Origin of the sequence: Pantoea sp. Lu_F5_004 (genome assembly GCF_051136245.1) — a bacterium.
GTDB lineage: Bacteria > Pseudomonadota > Gammaproteobacteria > Enterobacterales > Enterobacteriaceae > Pantoea > Pantoea agglomerans.
The window spans coordinates 2612181-2627968 of record NZ_CP194946.1 but is presented as its reverse complement, the minus strand read 5'-3'; the positions used below and the strand labels follow the sequence as shown (position 1 = coordinate 2627968).

Sequence of the window (15788 nt, the reverse complement as noted above, 5' to 3'; positions counted from 1 at the left end):
TGCGCCGGGACTTTGCCAGGCTGGCGCAAAGAAATCATTGCAAACATGGGGATGTCAGAGGCGCATGATGAAAATAGTGCAAACGCAATTAAAGGATATGCCATCCTCTTTGCTTGCCGAACTCGGCAGCTACCGATACAGCGTCTTTGCGCGCGGCGAAGGGTGGTCAATTCCGCCACGTCTGAGCACGCCAGGACAGGAATATGATCGCTACGATCGTTCAGATGTCACCTGGCTGATCGCATGGAATGCGCGGGAGGGCATCAGCGGCTGTGCGCGTCTGATGCCCTGGTTCGAACCTGAACTGAGTGAAGGCATCGTACTGCCTTTCAGCCATGAGAAAGTGTGGGAAATGTCGCGCTTCTCGGCACGGCTGGATGTGGACGCTGAGCTGCCACTGAATATTCTCTGGCACGCCGTGCAGCTGGCAGAATTGAACGGTATGGAATACATCATCAGTTCGGCAACGCCGATGCTGGAGAAGATGTTTGAAGAGCATCAGGTGGTGTATGAGCCGCTGACGCCGGGACTTATTCTGTCAGAAGATAATCTGTTTGCGATCCGTATTCCGGTGGTTCAGCCAGCGCTGGCTGAAAAGTATCGGGGAACGCGGCGCTTTAGTCCGGAAGAGGTGCTGCCTACGCTGGGCGTTTCGGTTAACTGGCAGGCGCATAGTTAATTAATTTGCCCCCGCGGCTGGGGGCAAGCAAGCTTACTGACGGTAGGCTGTTTTAATCTGCTTAATGGTATTGCTGAATACTTCGGCCTGGGGCTTGTCGCCCAGCGTCTGTACATAGCGTTCCATATTGATAATCACTTTGCCGGCATCAGCCTGGCCCATACCTTTCAGGATCAGGGTGATCATCATCTTCAGACCCGCGATTTCATCCGCTAATTTCCGGGCTTCCTGCGAAGTTGCAAAATCTTCATCGCTCATGCGTTTCTCCTTGGTGAATGACAATGTGTCGGCAATCTGTCCGAGCAGCAGTGCGTGAGTATACCACAGGGGCAGTAAGTTGCTGGAGCAGCCGGTTCGCTTCGCTATAAACAGCTGGTTTGTCCAGTACAACTAATCAATCGCTGAAAGTAATTACAGGCGTTGCCGGGCCAGATATCACAAGGGCCTGCAGCGACAAGGGACAGCCAGTGCTGGTGTTAATCCCATGAAATAGGAAGAGTTTAAGGATTATTCAGTACGCCTGTCGGTGGTAAGAAATCTCTGTTATTGCTGGCTGCACGGGGCTGGAAATCGTTATGCAAAGCGTCGACTGTTTTGGTTTGTTGATGTGCTTTTGAGGTAAAAACGGGTATGATTATCGCCTGTATTCATTAATTGCTTCCTCTTTTTTTAGCCTCTGGAGTTTCCCCGTTGATCAGTGTGCTTCTTGTTGATGACCATGAACTTGTCCGTGCCGGAATCCGTCGCATCCTGGAGGATGTCAAAGGTCTGGCCGTGGTCGGAGAGGTCAACTGTGGCGAGGATGCCGCTAAGTGGTGTCGTGCCAATCAGGTTGATGTGATCCTCATGGACATGAACATGCCGGGCATCGGTGGACTGGAGGCGACGCGCAAAATCGTGCGTTACAATCCCGATATCAAAATCATCATGCTGACCATTCACACGGAAAATCCGCTGCCTGCGAAAGTGATGCAGGCGGGGGCTGCAGGCTACCTCAGTAAAGGGGCTGCGCCGCAGGAGGTGATCAATGCGATTCGCTCGGTCAATGCCGGACAGCGCTACATCGCTTCAGATATCGCCCAGCAGATGGCGCTGAGCCAGATTGAGCCACAAAAAGCGGAATCCCCCTTCAGCTGTTTGTCGGAAAGGGAATTGCAGATTATGCTGATGATCACCCGTGGACAAAAGGTGACGGAAATTTCCGAGCAGTTAAATCTCAGTCCTAAAACCGTTAACAGTTACCGCTACCGGATGTTCAGCAAGCTGAATATCAGTGGCGACGTAGAGTTAACGCATCTGGCCATTCGACATGGCCTCTATAATGCGGAGCCGTTAATCAGTAGTGAATGACGTTTTTGATCCCAAAGCCTTTCTGAGTACGGTAACCAGCAAGCCCGGTGTTTACCGCATGTATGACGCCTCAGGCACCGTCATCTATGTAGGCAAAGCCAAAGACCTGAAGAAGCGTCTGACCAGCTACTTCCGCACTCAGGTCGGCAGCCGCAAAACCGAAGCGCTGGTTAGCAATATCCAGCACATCGATGTCACCGTGACCCACACCGAAACCGAAGCGCTGCTGCTTGAGCATAACTACATCAAGCTCTACCAGCCGCGCTACAACGTGCTGCTGCGCGACGATAAATCTTACCCCTACATCTTTCTTAGCAGCGATACCCATCCGCGACTGGCGATGCACCGTGGTGCAAAGCATGCCAAAGGCGAATACTTTGGCCCGTTCCCCAACGGCTATGCGGTGCGTGAAACGCTGGGATTGCTGCAAAAAGTCTTCCCTATCCGCCAGTGCGAAAACAGCGTCTACCGCAATCGCTCCCGGCCCTGTCTGCAATATCAGATTGGCCGCTGTCTGGGTCCCTGTGTCGCGGGGCTGGTCAGTGAGGAGGAGTATGCACAGCAGACCGATTACGTACGTCTGTTCCTGGCGGGAAAAGACGATCAGGTTCTCAACCAGCTGGTCAAACGGATGGAAGAGGCGAGCACGGGCCTGCGCTTTGAAGAGGCGGCACGCCTGCGCGACCAGATTCAGGCTGTGCGACGGATCACCGAAAAGCAGTTTGTCTCGAATCAGGGTGATGACCTTGATGTGATGGGTGTGGCTTATGAAGCGGGCATGGCCTGTCTCCACGTGCTGTTTATCCGTCAGGGCAAAGTGTTGGGCAGCCGCAGCTACTTCCCGAAAGTGCCCGTCGATACCGATCTGGCTGAGGTCGTTCAGACCTTTGTCGGGCAGTTCTACCTGCAGGGCAGCGAGGCACGCACGCTGCCTGGCGATATTCTGCTGGACTTTACCTTGCCAGAGCGTGAACTGCTGGCTGAGTCGCTCAGTGAGCTGGCCGGACGTCGGGTGAGTATTCAGAGCAAGCCGCGCGGGGATCGCGCCCGTTATCTCAAACTGGCGCGCACCAACGCCGCGACGGCGTTAACCACCCGGCTGTCACAGCACTCCACAATTCATCAGCGGCTGATGGCGCTGGCGGAGTTTCTTGAGCTGGACAAAATTAAACGCATGGAGTGTTTCGATATCAGTCATACCATGGGTGAGCAGACCATCGCCTCCTGCGTAGTGTTCGACCAGAATGGTCCGCTGCGTGCCGATTATCGTCGCTACAACATCAGCGGTATTACGCCGGGGGATGACTACGCCGCCATGAATCAGGTGCTACGCCGCCGCTATGGTAAAGCGATTGAAGAAGATAAGATCCCGGATGTGATTCTGATCGATGGCGGTAAGGGCCAGCTGTCTCAGGCGAAGCAGGTCTTCGCGGAACTGGATGTGCCCTGGGACAAAAGCCGGCCGATTTTACTCGGTGTAGCGAAAGGCAGCGATCGTAAAGCCGGACTGGAGACGCTGTTCTTTGAAGCGGAAGGTGAGGGCGTTTCACTGCCACCCGATGCGCCGGCGCTGCATGTGATCCAGCATATTCGTGATGACGCTCACAATCATGCCATTTCAGGACACCGTAAAAAACGGGCCAAAGTAAAGAACACCAGCGCACTGGAAAGCATCGAAGGGGTGGGGCCGAAACGGCGTCAGCAACTGCTTAAGTACATGGGGGGCCTGCAACCGCTGATGAACGCGTCGGTGGAGGAGATCGCCAATGTACCCGGTATCTCACATGCTCTGGCAGAAAAAATATACTACTCGTTGAAACACTAGCATTGAAACGGGGGGGCAATGTAGGAACATAGGCTAAATTCTACCTATATCCAGACAGTTACCGGCATATGCAATTAAACATCCCGACGTGTCTCACCCTGTTTCGAGTCGTGCTCATCCCGTTCTTTGTGCTGGCTTTCTATCTGCCGTTCACCTGGGCGCCGCTGGCGACTGCACTGATCTTTGTTTTTGCTGCCATCACCGACTGGTTTGATGGCTTTCTGGCGCGCCGCTGGAAGCAGACAACACGCTTTGGTGCGTTTCTCGATCCGGTAGCGGATAAAGTGATGGTGGCCATTGCGCTGGTGCTGGTGGCGGAATATTTCCACGCCTGGTGGATTACGCTGCCCGCCGCCACCATGATTGCACGCGAGATCATTATCTCTGCGTTGCGTGAATGGATGGCGGAGATTGGTAAACGCAGCAGCGTGTCGGTTTCCTGGATTGGTAAAGTGAAAACCACTGCCCAGATGTTCTCACTGTTTGCCTTGCTGTGGCGTCCTGATGCCACCGTCGTGGCGATTGGTGTGGTGGCGTTATACATTGCTGCCGTGCTGACTTTCTGGTCTATGTTCCAGTATTTAAGCGCCGCGCGCGGCGATCTGCTCGAACCGTGATCGATACGATTTAAAAAGCAGCAAACGGACGCGCTGTGAGGATAATTTTATTGACTCATTGCGTCATCTAAGTAGAATGCATCGCATCGAACGGCAGCCAGGCTGCCAGAAGATAAATAAAATCAGCAGGTTCGACGAAATTGCTGAATTGCGGGAATAGCTCAGTTGGTAGAGCACGACCTTGCCAAGGTCGGGGTCGCGAGTTCGAGTCTCGTTTCCCGCTCCAGATTCGCAGGTCAGGTTAACCTGACGGCACATCAGTTTAAGGCGCGTTGGCAGAGTGGCTATGCAGCGGATTGCAAATCCGTGTACCTCGGTTCGACTCCGGGACGCGCCTCCAGTTACACCCTGCCCGGGTGGTGAAATCGGTAGACACAAGGGATTTAAAATCCCTCGGCTGTAAGGCTGTGCGGGTTCAAGTCCCGCCCCGGGCACCATATTTCTGCCGAAGAAAATCTAATAAAATAAAAGCAATATGCAGTAATGTCGTAACCGCCCAAGGGCGGTTTTTTTGTGCCTGCCATCTGGCGGATACAGCGACTGCAACCTCCGTTTAGCGGTATAAGCCGGCATCAGCCCCGGGAGCTGAACACCAGCTCATCATCAGTATCACTCACCAGCACCATCCGTTGCGCCTCGCCGCTGGAAGAGACAAAGGTCACTTCATGTCCGATGCTGATATCATCAAAGGCGTCGGTCGGCTGTGACTGCTTCCGGATCTCCAGAACCATCCGCGAGGGGTAGGGTTTATCATTGACCTTATCAATATGATAATTGGCGGTAAAATTCAGTTCGGGTTGATCAACCACGTAAAATTGTCCTGAAGGCATAGTCTTGACCTCTGCATAATGTTGCCATAAGTCCCGGTCGGAACAGGCTGCCTGAAACTTAAGGTTAGCTGAATAATCAATGCCCACAGGCGGCGGCACCTCTTTTTTGATTTCGTACGACAGTTGCAAAAATACCTGCCGCTTGCGCTTGCCTGGTCAGAGAGTCGTACTACGCTTCCTGTTCACACAGCGCGGCTTTTCCAGGCACGCCATTCGGGCATGGTATAAAGGTATTACTGCAACTCTTAACGGGTTGACGATGCGGGTTCAACTCCTGCTGCCCGGTCCATCTTCTGCATCTAGGTAAACGCCAGCCTTATCCCTTTAGGGGTTCTGACGATCCGTCCCAATTACATCCGATTTCACTCATTTTTGCGGCCTGTGTCGAACTCTGTAACCTGTTGAAACGGTGTGGTTTACAGTATTGTGGTGGCTATTATTTGCCGCCGCAGAGAATTAACGCCAATGATTACACCTTTCACACCTGACTTAACTGAACCGGCGGTAGCCCCGGTTATCGGTGTTGTCGCCAGCCAGTTGCTCAATCCCTATCAACAAAAAATGCTGGACGAAGTGATGCGCCAGCTTAACGCGCGCGGTGTTATCACGGTGCTACTGAGTGCTGAAACCGAAGACACGCTGACCGCACTCATCCGGCAGGCTACACCGCTCGGGCTGCGTGGTTTGCTGTTACTCCCCGGTAACCGCGTTACTGATGCCTGCCATTTGCCAGTGCTTCAGATTGACGCTGAGCCTGAGCTGCAGGCGGATGCACTGCGGGCGGGTGAGGTGATAGCGGAATTATTGCTTAAACAGGGGCATCAGCGGTTTGGCTTTATGCAGGGTCAGCCAGGCGCACTGGCGCAAAAACAGGGCTATCGCGCCACTCTGCTGGCGGCGGGCATGGCGCTGAACGCCGAACTGACTGTAGGTAGTGATGATCGTGACTGCGCTTACCAGGCGATGATGTCTTACCTGAAAAAGACACGTGCTGCTGAGCGTATCCAGGCACTCTTCTGTGAAAGCGATCTGATGGCCTTTGGTGCAATGCAGGCGATTCGGGATTTTGGTCAGGGTATCCATCTGGCAGTGGCTGGTTTTGGCGATAGTGAAGAAGCCCGCAGCTCAACCTGGCATCTTACCAGCTGGTCACCTGACATCCGGCAGATCGCTGGCCGCGCGCTGGATCGCTGGCTGGGACAGCAGGCAGGCAACAGCAGTGCTGAAGAGCAGGAGCAATTACAGCGGCGTCACTCTCACGCAGGCAAAGTGCTGCCGGGTGAGATGTCAGCCTGCGGCTGCGCCTTCCGGCATTAACCAGCCCGCAACGCAGGCTGGCAGAATATTGTCAGGCCTGCGGTTGTCCTGCCGGACCGCTGCCGCCAGGTGCGCCCACCGGCTGCTGCCCGCCAGGTGGCGGCGGTGGCGGGGCATCTCTGCCCGGTGGCGGCGGTGCACAGGCCGTAAGCGTGGCGAGGATAGCCAGTGTGGATAACAGATAAGCAGTACGTTTCATCGTAATTCCCCGATCAGGTAAGCGGAACGTTGAGTATAGAGAATCGCAACAAAATCGCCCGGAGAGGGCTAAATCATCAACACGCATGGCAAATTGTCGACGATTATTTGAGACGCCTCGCAACTCGTGCATGCTGGCAATGCGTTTCAGACCGGACCGCGCTAAGGTAGCGCTTCATTTAAGAGGAGTCGTTATGAATGGCATGATGAAGTTCGTCCGCGGGTGGCTGGTGTTCTCTGTACTGTGGGGCGTATTCATGTGGTTTATGTCATGGCATCAGCAGGGCAAAGAGCCTGGTCTGGCGATTCTTACAAGTCTCTACGCCGGTTTAATCTACCAGGCGCTGATTACCATGGTTGGCCGCTACCGCGCGCGGCGGCAACAGGCTGAGTGAGTTCTGCTGCCGGAGAGGCAGCAGAATGGCGTTTTTAGCCGAAATTACCAGTCAGGCGCTGATGGAAGTCCGTGCTGCGTGGATCCAGCCCCTCAATGGTTACCTCTGCGCCATAACGCTGATAGCGATACTCAATGCCATCCAGCGCCGCGACGCTGGACGCATCCCAGATTTGCGCGTGCGTTAAATCGATAGTGACCTTTTTAGGGTCATGGGCATAATCGAAATGCTCGAACAGATCGTTGCTGCTGGCGAAAAACAGCGGGCCGCGCACCACATAGCGCACCGACTCGCCATCTTCGCTCAGCTGACGCTCCGCATGAATAACGTGCGCAATACGGCGGGCAAACAGCAGCATAGCCAGAATTACCCCAGCCAGAACGCCCAGAGCCAGATTACCTGTCCAGACAGTCACCGCTACCGTCAGCACCATAATCAGCGTCTCTGACCACGGCATACGTTTCAGGGTAGCGGGTTGCAGGCTATGCCAGTTAACGGTTTTCACGGCCACCACCATCATGATCCCGGCCAGTACCACCATCGGGATTTGCGCCATAATCCTGCTCAGTCCGGTCACCAGTAACAGCAGCACCAGACCGGCGGCTACGGTGGAAACCCGGCTACGCGCCCGGCCCAGTTCAACATTGACGATGGTCTGACCTATCATCGCGCACCCGGCGATACCGCCATAAAAGCCCGCCAGAATATTCGCCACACCCAGGCCCCAGGATTCACGACGCTTACTGGAGGGGGTATCGGTCAGGTCATCGACCAGTTTGGCGGTCAGCAGTGACTCCATCAGCCCGACAAAGGCGATGCTCAGGGCCGTGGGCCAGATAATCTGCAGGGTCTGCAGGTTAAGTGGCACCAGCAGGCTGTTAAAACCGGGCAGACCGGGACTCATCGGCCCTTCATCGCCCACGTTCGGCATGCGATAGCCCATTAACAGCGCGACGGCAGTCACTACCACAATGGCAACCAGCGGTGAAGGAACACTTTTTATCAGACGCGGCAACAACAGCACGATAGCCAGTGTGACGGCAAAGAAGATCCACACCAGTGATGACTGCCCCCAGACGTGCGGCACCTGAGCAAAGAAAATCAGCACGCCGAGCGCATTCACAAATCCCAGCATCACCGAGCGGGGAATATAACGCATCATGCGCGCCAGACCAGCCACACCAAACAGAATCTGAATGACGCCGCCCATCACCACCGCGGGCAGAATATATTCAACGCCGTGCAGATGGACCATCGGCCCGATAACCAGCGCCACTGAACCCGCAGCCGCTGTTACCATCGCCGGGCGTCCGCCCAGTATCGACAGGGTCAGGCAGAGCACCACCGAGGCGACGAGGCTGACTTTAGGGTCTACACCGGCAATAACGGAAAAGGAGATCACTTCAGGGATCAGCGCCAGCGCGGTAATCACCCCGGCCAGGCATTCGCGGGTCAGCAGTGCAGGCGAACGCAGAACGCGCCCTACACTGATATCGCCCGCCACAACGTCGGTTGCGGCAATATCATTGGTTTGAGTCATAAAGGATTGCAGGCTCTTTAGTTATTTTGCTCCCGCGCGAGGGGCGGGAAGATCAGGATAAACAGTGAGGGGCAGATAGTACCGGGCGACTGGCGAAGATACCAGAAAAAGGCGGATGACTCCCTCCGTGGAGTCGATGCTACAGTGAAAAATCGTCCGGGGTTTTATGGACCACCAGTTCAAGCAGCTGTCGATAGATATCCAGTAATTCCCTGTCGCTTTCCAGCTCCAGCCGATGAATAAGCTTTGAGATAATCGCTTTATTGTTCACTGGCATGCCTGACTGCAAAATTTCAGCAACCAGGATACCCAGCATCTCCATCTCGCTGGCGGGTTTATTGGCGGCAGGATTAAAATAATCAGCGATTTCCTGATTGGTCCGGGGAAGAATATATTGCATGTGTAAGCCCTTCAGAACAGCCCGATTCCGGTTCGGATGTCAGGACAAAAGCGATCAAAAAAACCACCGCATGGACAGATGCGATGGTACCAGTGTCACAAATTGAACAGAAAAAATAACCTCTGAAGGTGGAAATCCACTGACACCTTCAGAGGCGACGCAAGTGCATCATTCGTTACAGAGTCGCATGACAACTCGTGGCAGTAAACTTATACAATGAAGCCCAATCTGTACAAACGAATTCTTTAACAAAGTGTGCTATTTGACACTTATCAGCAGCTTATAAGGACTATTCCGAAACGAAAGCTGTACAAATAACCTGTACAAACGGCGGGGCTGAGGGGCGGGATGGGCAAAAACGGGAAGCCATGGCCAGCTTCCCGCAAAAAGATTAGCTGAATAGCGCCAGTTTTGCCGTCAGCTTTCGCAGGGCTTTTTTATCGCCGACGATGGCGACGCCCAGCAGGCGCCACTGCTGACGCGGTTGCTGTCGCAGGACGGCGCTCAGCGCCTGATAATCGGTGGTGGTCTGGCCCTCTTCCGGAAACAACACCAGATCGTATTCAGCCTGTTCGCACTGTTCCCGCAATGCACTGAGCTGTTCTTCAGTCGCGGCCAGCACCGGAATCCCGGTGGTGATCAAACCTGGGGAAGGGCGCCTTTCAGCATCCTCCAGGGTGTCGCCAACCAGCGCCGGATGTCGCTGTCCCAGGGTTAATGCCATCACGGCGGCAGCATTGGTGGCTTTGCCTGGCGGCAGAGCGGCATTGAGTATCATCACACAGCGTGGGTCTTGCATTGCGCTTCTCCTGACTAAAAAAACGCATTGTGGCAAGTGGCTTAACCCAGGTCTGGAAGATTTGTGCAGGCGTGCTGATAACGGGAAGGGGTAAGCTGGCAGGCGCGTTTGAACCAGCGGCCCAGGTGACTCTGATCGGCGAAACCCAGCGCGGCTGCCACATCGGCGACGGGCTGACCCTGCGCCAGCTGACGACGCGCCTGGCTCAGCCGCCACTGCACCAGCCAGGCGTGGGGCGGCAAACCCCAGTGAGCCTGGAACAGGCGCGATAACCGGAAGCGATCCACCTGCAGGTGCTGCGCCATCTGCTCCAGGCCGGGATTATCCGCATGATGGGCAATCAGCCAGTCACGCGCCTGCAGCGCCAGCCGGGCATCTTTATCCGGTGTCTGAGCGGGCAGTGACCACTGCCGGTGCGGAGTAAGCTGACCAAACATCCGGTCCAGCGCCGCCTCTTTGATGATGGCGGGATGGTTGTGCCACAGCGCATCAAACGCATGCCAGACGGCATAAGCCAGTGGACGCTCATCGCGCAGCGTGGCGGCAAAACGTAGCTCACGCAGTGAGGGTTTATCAGCCAGCATCGGAGCCAGGTGCTGCGCAATCTGCTGCGGCGAAAGATAGAGCATCCGGTAGGTAAAACCGCTGTCGTTGATGGCATCACCGTCATGCAGCTCCTCCGGCTCCAGCATAAAGACCGTGCCTGGTCGGCTCTGATGCTGTTTGCGCCGCGAATGAAACTGCTGTACACCTTGCTCGGTCACGCCAATCAGATAACTGTCGTGCCAGTGAGGATCATAGGCGTGTCCGGTAAAATGGGCGCGTAGCGCCTCGATACCGCTGACGGCGTCACGGCGCAGATCGACCCAGTTTGCTGATGCCTGTTTCATGTTATCCGGCTCCCGGTTGCGGCCTCTGGACATTCTGCCGCGATCCACTAATTTTTAACAGACCGGACGCTTTTCATTGGCGTTTCGCTTTGCGTATAATAACGCCACCACTCAATTAGAACTCTTACTATTAGGCTGCTAACATTTGTCTCAGCACACGCGTACCTTTACCCACTTATTGCATCTGACCGCACATGCCTGGCGCCTGGCGGTGGATCGTCACCTTAAAGATAGCGGCTTAAGCATGAGCAGCTGGATGGCCATCGGGCTGATTGCCAGTGAGCCGCAACGCATGACCCAGACCGAGCTGGCACAGCTGCTGGGGCTGGAAGATGCCAGTATGGTGCCGCTGGTGGATCGGCTGGTGAAACAGTCACTGCTGATGCGGGTACAGCCGCCAGAAGATCGACGTAAGCGTCATCTGGTGCTGACTGAAAAGGGTAACGAAGCGTTCGCCAAAGTGAAAACCGAGGCTGACGCACTCCGTACTGAAATGCTGGCCGATATTGACCCTCAGGATCTGGCCGTGACCGAGCGCGTATTGCAACAACTCCTGAGCCGCATGGGAAGTATGTAGCAGTGGCAAAGCGAAATCCCTACGCTGCACGCGAGTGGTTGCCGCACGAAAAACCGATGCTGCCGGGATCGCCCTCGACGCCGCTGCATCCGATGCCAAAACGCCTGGCATTTGGCCTGATCGGTTTACTTATCTCGCTGACTGGTGCGCTGAGTAACGCGCTGGTCACGGCGAATCTGGTCAACCTGCAGGGTACCTTTGGTGCCTGGTCGAATGAAATTGCCTGGCTGCCTGCGGTCTACGTGATGGGCAACATCTCTATTAACCTGCTGCTGGTGAAATTCCGCCAGCAGTTTGGCCTGCGTGTCTTTACCGAGGCGTTTCTGGTGCTGTATGTACTGGTGGCGTTTTTCCATCTCTTCGCCAACGATCTCAGTTCGGCGATCATTGTGCGCACCGCTCACGGTATGGTAGCTGCGGCGCTCAGCTCTCTGGGCATCTACTATCAGGTACAGGCCTGGCCTGCGAAACATCGTCTGAAAGCGCTGGTGATTGGCCTGACGGTATCGCAACTGGCTATCCCGCTGGCCCGCTTATTCTCTTCGGAATTGCTGCAGCTCAACGAGTGGCGCGGTCTCTATCTGTTTGAACTCGGTCTGGCACTGATTGCGCTGGGCGGGGTACTGCTGGTGAAATTGCCACCGGGCGATCGCATCAAAACCTTTGAAAAGATGGATTTCGTCACCTTTATCCTGCTGGCACCCGGTATGGCGCTGCTGTGCGGCGTACTGACGCTGGGCCGTATTGAGTGGTGGTTTACCACGCCGTGGCTTGGTATCTGTACCGCGATCGCCCTGACGCTGATTGTCGCTGCGATCGTCATTGAGCATAACCGGCGCAACCCGCTGATCAATACCCGCTGGCTCAGCAGCGGCATGATGGTGCGGCTGGGCATTGTGATGATCATGATCCGTATCGTACTGGCGGAACAGAACACCGGCGCAATCGGCTTTCTGCAGCAGATTGGCTTGCAGAACGATCAGATGCGCGGTCTGGCGCTGGCGATCATGGCCGGGGTTATTGCGGGCATCGCCGCCAGTGCGCTGACCATCAAGCCCAATCATCTTAACTGGCCGATTGTCACCTCGCTGGTGGTGATGATTATCGCCTCGCTGATGGATGCGCAATCCAGTCCGCTGACCCGCGCCAGCAATATGTATTTCAGTCAGTTTCTGCTGGGCTTCAGCAGCGCCTTTTTCATGGCACCCGCGATGCTGATGGGCATTGGCAGCGTGGTGACTCAGCCGAAAAATCTGGTGAGCTTTGTGGTGCTGTTTGGCATGAGTCAGAACCTCGGCGGGCTGATCGGCTCGGCTATTCTTGGCACGTTTCAGGTCTGGCGGGAAAAATATCACTCCAGCCTGCTGGGCGATCAGCTCTCACTGCTCGATCCCAACGTCACCGAACGGCTCAGCCAGTATAATGCGCTGTTTAATTCGCTGGTGGGTGACAACGTTCTGCGCGGCGCGCAGAGCACCAGCCAGTTACAGGTAATCGCCACGCTGCAGGCCAACGTGCTCGCCTATAACGACACCTACCTGTTAACTGCCGCGCTGGCACTGGTCACCCTGATGTGGGTGATCTGGCGTTTGACCCGTCGTCGTTATCTTGACTGGCGTCAGGCGCAATTTAACCTGCGTGAGCAGCAACAGCTGGCCGCATTACAGGAATCAACGGAGAAACAATGAGTCAGCAGGATGAGCTTCAGGCGGCGGAACGCGAACGCGCGAACCGCCGTCGTATTCTTTCTATCGCCGCAGGCAGCGGCATTGTGGTGATTGGCGTACTGGTTATTCTTTATGCCTGGCAACTCTGGCCCTTCACCAGCGCAATACAAAGCACCGAGAATGCCTATGTGCGCGGTCAGGTGACCTTTATCAGCCCGCAGGTTAATGGCTATCTCACCTCAGTCGAGGTGATCGATCTGCAGCCGGTGAAAAAAGGGCAGTTGCTGATGACGATTGACGACCGTATCTATCGCCAGCGGGTGCATCAGGCGCAGGCGCAGCTGGCGATGAAGCAGGCTGCGCTGAACAATAACCTGCAGCAGCGGCGTAGCGCAGAAGCGACCATCCAGAGCAATAAAGCGGCACTGGAAAATGCCAAAGCACAGGCGCTGAAAAGCGGCTTCGATCTGAAGCGTGTCGAAAATCTCACGGCGGATGGATCCCTGTCGGTGCGCGAGCGCGATGCCGCCCGGGCCGCAGACGCCCAGGCGCAGGCGCAGGTACGTCAGGCTGCGGCGCAGATCGCCGTCGCCCAGCAGAATCTGCAAACCGTCATCGTTAACCGTGACGCGCTGAAAGGCGATGTCGACAGCGCCCGCGCCGCGCTGGAACTGGCGGAGATCGATCTGGCTAATACCCGGATTACCGCGCCCGATGATGGCCAGCTCGGCCAGCTGGCGGTCCGCACCGGCGCCTATGTCACGGCAGGTACGCGCCTGACCTCGGTGGTGACCAATCACAAATGGATTATCGCGAATCTTAAAGAGACCCAGCTGGCAAATATTCGTCCTGGCCTGCCGGTGACGATTCGGGTCGATGCGCTGGATGGCAAACGCTTTACGGGGCAGGTTGAATTTATCTCTCCGGCCGCAGGATCAGAGTTCAGCGCGATTTCGCCCGACAACGCCACCGGTAACTTCGTTAAAATTGCGCAGCGCATTCCGGTTCGCATCCGCATCAATGACAAGGATATGCATCAGTTACGCCCGGGTATGTCGGTCGAAGTAAACATCGATACCGCCGCACAACCCGCTGATGAGGGCGCGCCATGATACGGCGCGGCTTAATGGTAAGCGCACTGGCACTCCTTCTGACCGGCTGCACCACGCAGGTTGAAAAGGCACCGGCCTCTCTGCCGATCCCCGATGCCTGGCGCAATAGTGTCGGGCCATCTGCTGCGCCGGAGGCGGAGTGGTGGCGTGCTTTTCATGATGAAAATCTCAACCGGCTGGTGACGCAGGCGCTGCGCAATAATCCCGATATCCTCACGGCGCGATCCCGGGTTGACCAGTATCGCGCCCAGCTGCGCGCCACGCAGGGCGATAACTTTCCGACCCTGAGCGCTGGTGTGGCCGCGACCCGGGAGCGTACGCTCTCGTCAGTGACGGGCCAGCCTTATGAAACCGATATTTTTCAGGGCTTATTACAGGCGAACTACGAGGTCGATCTCTGGGGAGCACGCAGCAGCAGCATCACCGCATCGCAGGCGAGTTTAGCGGCGCAGCAGGCCGCCGCGTCTGCCGCCGAGCTGACCATCGCCAGTTCGGTGGCGTCAGGTTATCTCAACCTGTGCGCGCTGGATGAGCAGTTGCGGGTCACGGAGGCGACGCTGGCGACCCGCAATAATTCGCTGAAGCTGGCACAGCGTCAGTTTGAAACCGGCTACACCTCCAGGCTGGAGTGGATGCAGGCCGCCTCGGAATATCAGTCGGCCAAAGCGCAGATGCCCCAGTTGCAGCACCAGATCACTCAGCAGGAGAATGCGCTGAGCCTTCTGGTCGGTATGAACCCGCGCAGCATCGCCCGTCGTCAGCAGTTTGACCAGATTTCACCGCAGCGGATGCCGTCGCTGCTGCCATCAGAGCTACTCAATCGCCGTCCGGATATTGTGCAGGCTCAGCGTCAGTTACTGGCCGCAGATGCCAGCCTGGCATCGTCGCGCGCTAAGCTGCTGCCCGGGCTTAACCTCACCGCGACCGGCACCCTGCAGAGTTCGGTGCTGCACCAGCTCGCGGATGATCCGTTCCGGCTCTGGAGCGTGGGCGGCAGCATCCTGGCACCGCTGCTGAACCGTGAAGCGCTGACGGCGCAGGTGGATGTCTCAATGGCGACGCGAAATCAGGCACTTTATGGCTATGAAAAAGTGGTGCGCAACGCCTTCTCGGAAGTTAACGATGCAATAGACGCTATCAGGCAGCGTGAGGCACAACTTCAGGAGCTGCAAAAGCAGGAAGCCTATGTAACGGAGGCGCTGCGCATTGCCCGCAATCGCTATCAGAACGGCTACGCCTCCTATCTGGATGAACTCGATGCGCAGAGAACCCTGTTTTCAACGCAGCTAAATCGGGTGACTGTCAAAAATAACCTGCTGCTGGCACAGATCGATCTCTACCGCGCGCTGGGCGGTGGCTGGACACCCGTCTCCACACAGTAATCCTCAGACCGATCCAGCCGCAGCAAGAGTTTCTGCGGCCGGGATCGGCCTCTGCGCTGTCGCGGCGACTGCGTATATTCCCCGCTTTAATCCCCCAAATAACCCCCTAAAACCTATGCATACTTCTGCTTACCTGTCTTTACATTCGATGGTATCATGCGCGGGTTTTAAGCCAGCCAGACGGAAAAGCGCACTGAAAGCTTAGCCTGC

The 15788-nt window shown here is 56.0% G+C and carries 17 protein-coding genes and 4 tRNA genes; 14 read left to right on the top strand and 7 right to left on the bottom strand.

From position 1 onward, the window contains the following. The first annotated feature begins 67 nt into the window (after positions 1–67). Positions 68–679 carry an acyl-homoserine-lactone synthase gene (locus ACR8BN_RS12230; RefSeq protein ID WP_029518973.1) on the top strand — a complete coding sequence of 204 codons (612 nt, stop codon included), beginning with the start codon at positions 68–70 and terminating at the stop codon, positions 677–679. 33 nt (positions 680–712) lie between these two features. On the opposite strand, the gene ACR8BN_RS12225 is transcribed toward ACR8BN_RS12230, so the two are convergent. Further along, the gene (locus ACR8BN_RS12225) at positions 713–937 is read right to left on the bottom strand and encodes a DUF2594 family protein (RefSeq protein ID WP_003849983.1); all 225 of its coding nucleotides are present in this window, start codon (positions 935–937) and stop codon (positions 713–715) included. 432 nt (positions 938–1369) lie between these two features. Between ACR8BN_RS12225 and uvrY the strand changes: the two genes are divergently transcribed. From uvrY to ACR8BN_RS12195, 6 genes are all read left to right on the top strand, one after another. Next, positions 1370–2029, top strand: a complete 660-nt coding sequence (gene uvrY / locus ACR8BN_RS12220) for a UvrY/SirA/GacA family response regulator transcription factor (RefSeq protein WP_010246608.1) — start codon at positions 1370–1372, stop codon at positions 2027–2029. Then, positions 2022–3854, top strand: a complete 1833-nt coding sequence (gene uvrC, locus ACR8BN_RS12215) for an excinuclease ABC subunit UvrC (RefSeq protein ID WP_031593540.1) — start codon at positions 2022–2024, stop codon at positions 3852–3854. Before uvrY ends, uvrC begins: the two co-directional genes overlap by 8 nt. Positions 3855–3922: 68 nt before the next feature. Further along, on the top strand, positions 3923–4471 hold the full coding sequence (pgsA, locus tag ACR8BN_RS12210) for a CDP-diacylglycerol--glycerol-3-phosphate 3-phosphatidyltransferase (protein WP_010246604.1): 549 nt from the start codon (positions 3923–3925) through the stop codon (positions 4469–4471). A 150-nt stretch (positions 4472–4621) separates the two neighbouring features. Continuing rightward, positions 4622–4697 (top strand) — tRNA-Gly (locus ACR8BN_RS12205). Positions 4698–4737: 40 nt separating this feature from the next. Beyond that, positions 4738–4811 (top strand) — tRNA-Cys (locus ACR8BN_RS12200). A 10-nt stretch (positions 4812–4821) separates the two neighbouring features. Further along, a tRNA-Leu gene (locus tag ACR8BN_RS12195) sits at positions 4822–4908 on the top strand. 135 nt (positions 4909–5043) lie between these two features. Here the strand turns inward: ACR8BN_RS12195 and ACR8BN_RS12190 are convergent. Continuing rightward, the gene (locus ACR8BN_RS12190; protein ID WP_227024292.1) at positions 5044–5280 is read right to left on the bottom strand and encodes a hypothetical protein; all 237 of its coding nucleotides are present in this window, start codon (positions 5278–5280) and stop codon (positions 5044–5046) included. A gap of 234 nt (positions 5281–5514) precedes the next feature. Between ACR8BN_RS12190 and ACR8BN_RS12185 the strand changes: the two genes are divergently transcribed. Next, positions 5515–5590: transfer RNA gene (locus ACR8BN_RS12185), tRNA-OTHER, on the top strand. Positions 5591–5766: 176 nt separating this feature from the next. Beyond that, the gene (locus ACR8BN_RS12180) at positions 5767–6618 is read left to right on the top strand and encodes a substrate-binding domain-containing protein (RefSeq protein WP_425024931.1); all 852 of its coding nucleotides are present in this window, start codon (positions 5767–5769) and stop codon (positions 6616–6618) included. Positions 6619–6649: 31 nt separating this feature from the next. On the opposite strand, the gene ACR8BN_RS12175 is transcribed toward ACR8BN_RS12180, so the two are convergent. Further along, positions 6650–6817: a hypothetical protein gene (locus ACR8BN_RS12175; protein ID WP_010246480.1), complete on the bottom strand. Its 168-nt coding sequence runs from the start codon at positions 6815–6817 to the stop codon at positions 6650–6652. A 193-nt stretch (positions 6818–7010) separates the two neighbouring features. Here ACR8BN_RS12175 and ACR8BN_RS12170 point away from each other — a divergent pair, with 193 nt between their 5' ends. Beyond that, positions 7011–7211 (top strand): DUF6404 family protein, encoded by a 201-nt coding sequence (locus ACR8BN_RS12170; RefSeq protein WP_010669807.1) that lies wholly within the window; start codon positions 7011–7013, stop codon positions 7209–7211. A gap of 34 nt (positions 7212–7245) precedes the next feature. On the opposite strand, the gene ACR8BN_RS12165 is transcribed toward ACR8BN_RS12170, so the two are convergent. From ACR8BN_RS12165 to ACR8BN_RS12150, 4 genes are all read right to left on the bottom strand, one after another. Continuing rightward, positions 7246–8751, bottom strand: coding sequence for a SulP family inorganic anion transporter (locus tag ACR8BN_RS12165; protein WP_022625901.1), 1506 nt, complete (start codon positions 8749–8751; stop codon positions 7246–7248). A 139-nt stretch (positions 8752–8890) separates the two neighbouring features. Further along, entirely contained in the window at positions 8891–9151 is a 261-nt protein-coding gene (locus ACR8BN_RS12160) for a biofilm/acid-resistance regulator YmgB/AriR (protein ID WP_010246474.1), read from the bottom strand. A 391-nt stretch (positions 9152–9542) separates the two neighbouring features. Beyond that, positions 9543–9950, bottom strand: a complete 408-nt coding sequence (locus ACR8BN_RS12155) for a DUF2000 domain-containing protein (RefSeq protein ID WP_039387486.1) — start codon at positions 9948–9950, stop codon at positions 9543–9545. Positions 9951–9991: 41 nt separating this feature from the next. Further along, positions 9992–10840 carry an AraC family transcriptional regulator gene (locus ACR8BN_RS12150; RefSeq protein WP_031594524.1) on the bottom strand — a complete coding sequence of 283 codons (849 nt, stop codon included), beginning with the start codon at positions 10838–10840 and terminating at the stop codon, positions 9992–9994. A gap of 145 nt (positions 10841–10985) precedes the next feature. Here ACR8BN_RS12150 and ACR8BN_RS12145 point away from each other — a divergent pair, with 145 nt between their 5' ends. From ACR8BN_RS12145 to ACR8BN_RS12130, 4 genes are read left to right on the top strand one after another with little or no spacing between them, the layout of a single operon-like run. Next, positions 10986–11417, top strand: a complete 432-nt coding sequence (locus ACR8BN_RS12145) for a MarR family winged helix-turn-helix transcriptional regulator (RefSeq protein WP_031594525.1) — start codon at positions 10986–10988, stop codon at positions 11415–11417. A 2-nt stretch (positions 11418–11419) separates the two neighbouring features. Beyond that, positions 11420–13105: an MFS transporter gene (locus ACR8BN_RS12140; protein WP_031594526.1), complete on the top strand. Its 1686-nt coding sequence runs from the start codon at positions 11420–11422 to the stop codon at positions 13103–13105. Beyond that, the gene (locus tag ACR8BN_RS12135) at positions 13102–14196 is read left to right on the top strand and encodes an HlyD family secretion protein (protein ID WP_311977084.1); all 1095 of its coding nucleotides are present in this window, start codon (positions 13102–13104) and stop codon (positions 14194–14196) included. The genes ACR8BN_RS12140 and ACR8BN_RS12135 overlap by 4 nt, the downstream gene beginning before the upstream one ends. Further along, positions 14193–15578 carry an efflux transporter outer membrane subunit gene (locus tag ACR8BN_RS12130; RefSeq protein WP_186289724.1) on the top strand — a complete coding sequence of 462 codons (1386 nt, stop codon included), beginning with the start codon at positions 14193–14195 and terminating at the stop codon, positions 15576–15578. Before ACR8BN_RS12135 ends, ACR8BN_RS12130 begins: the two co-directional genes overlap by 4 nt. Positions 15579–15788: the final 210 nt, after the last annotated feature.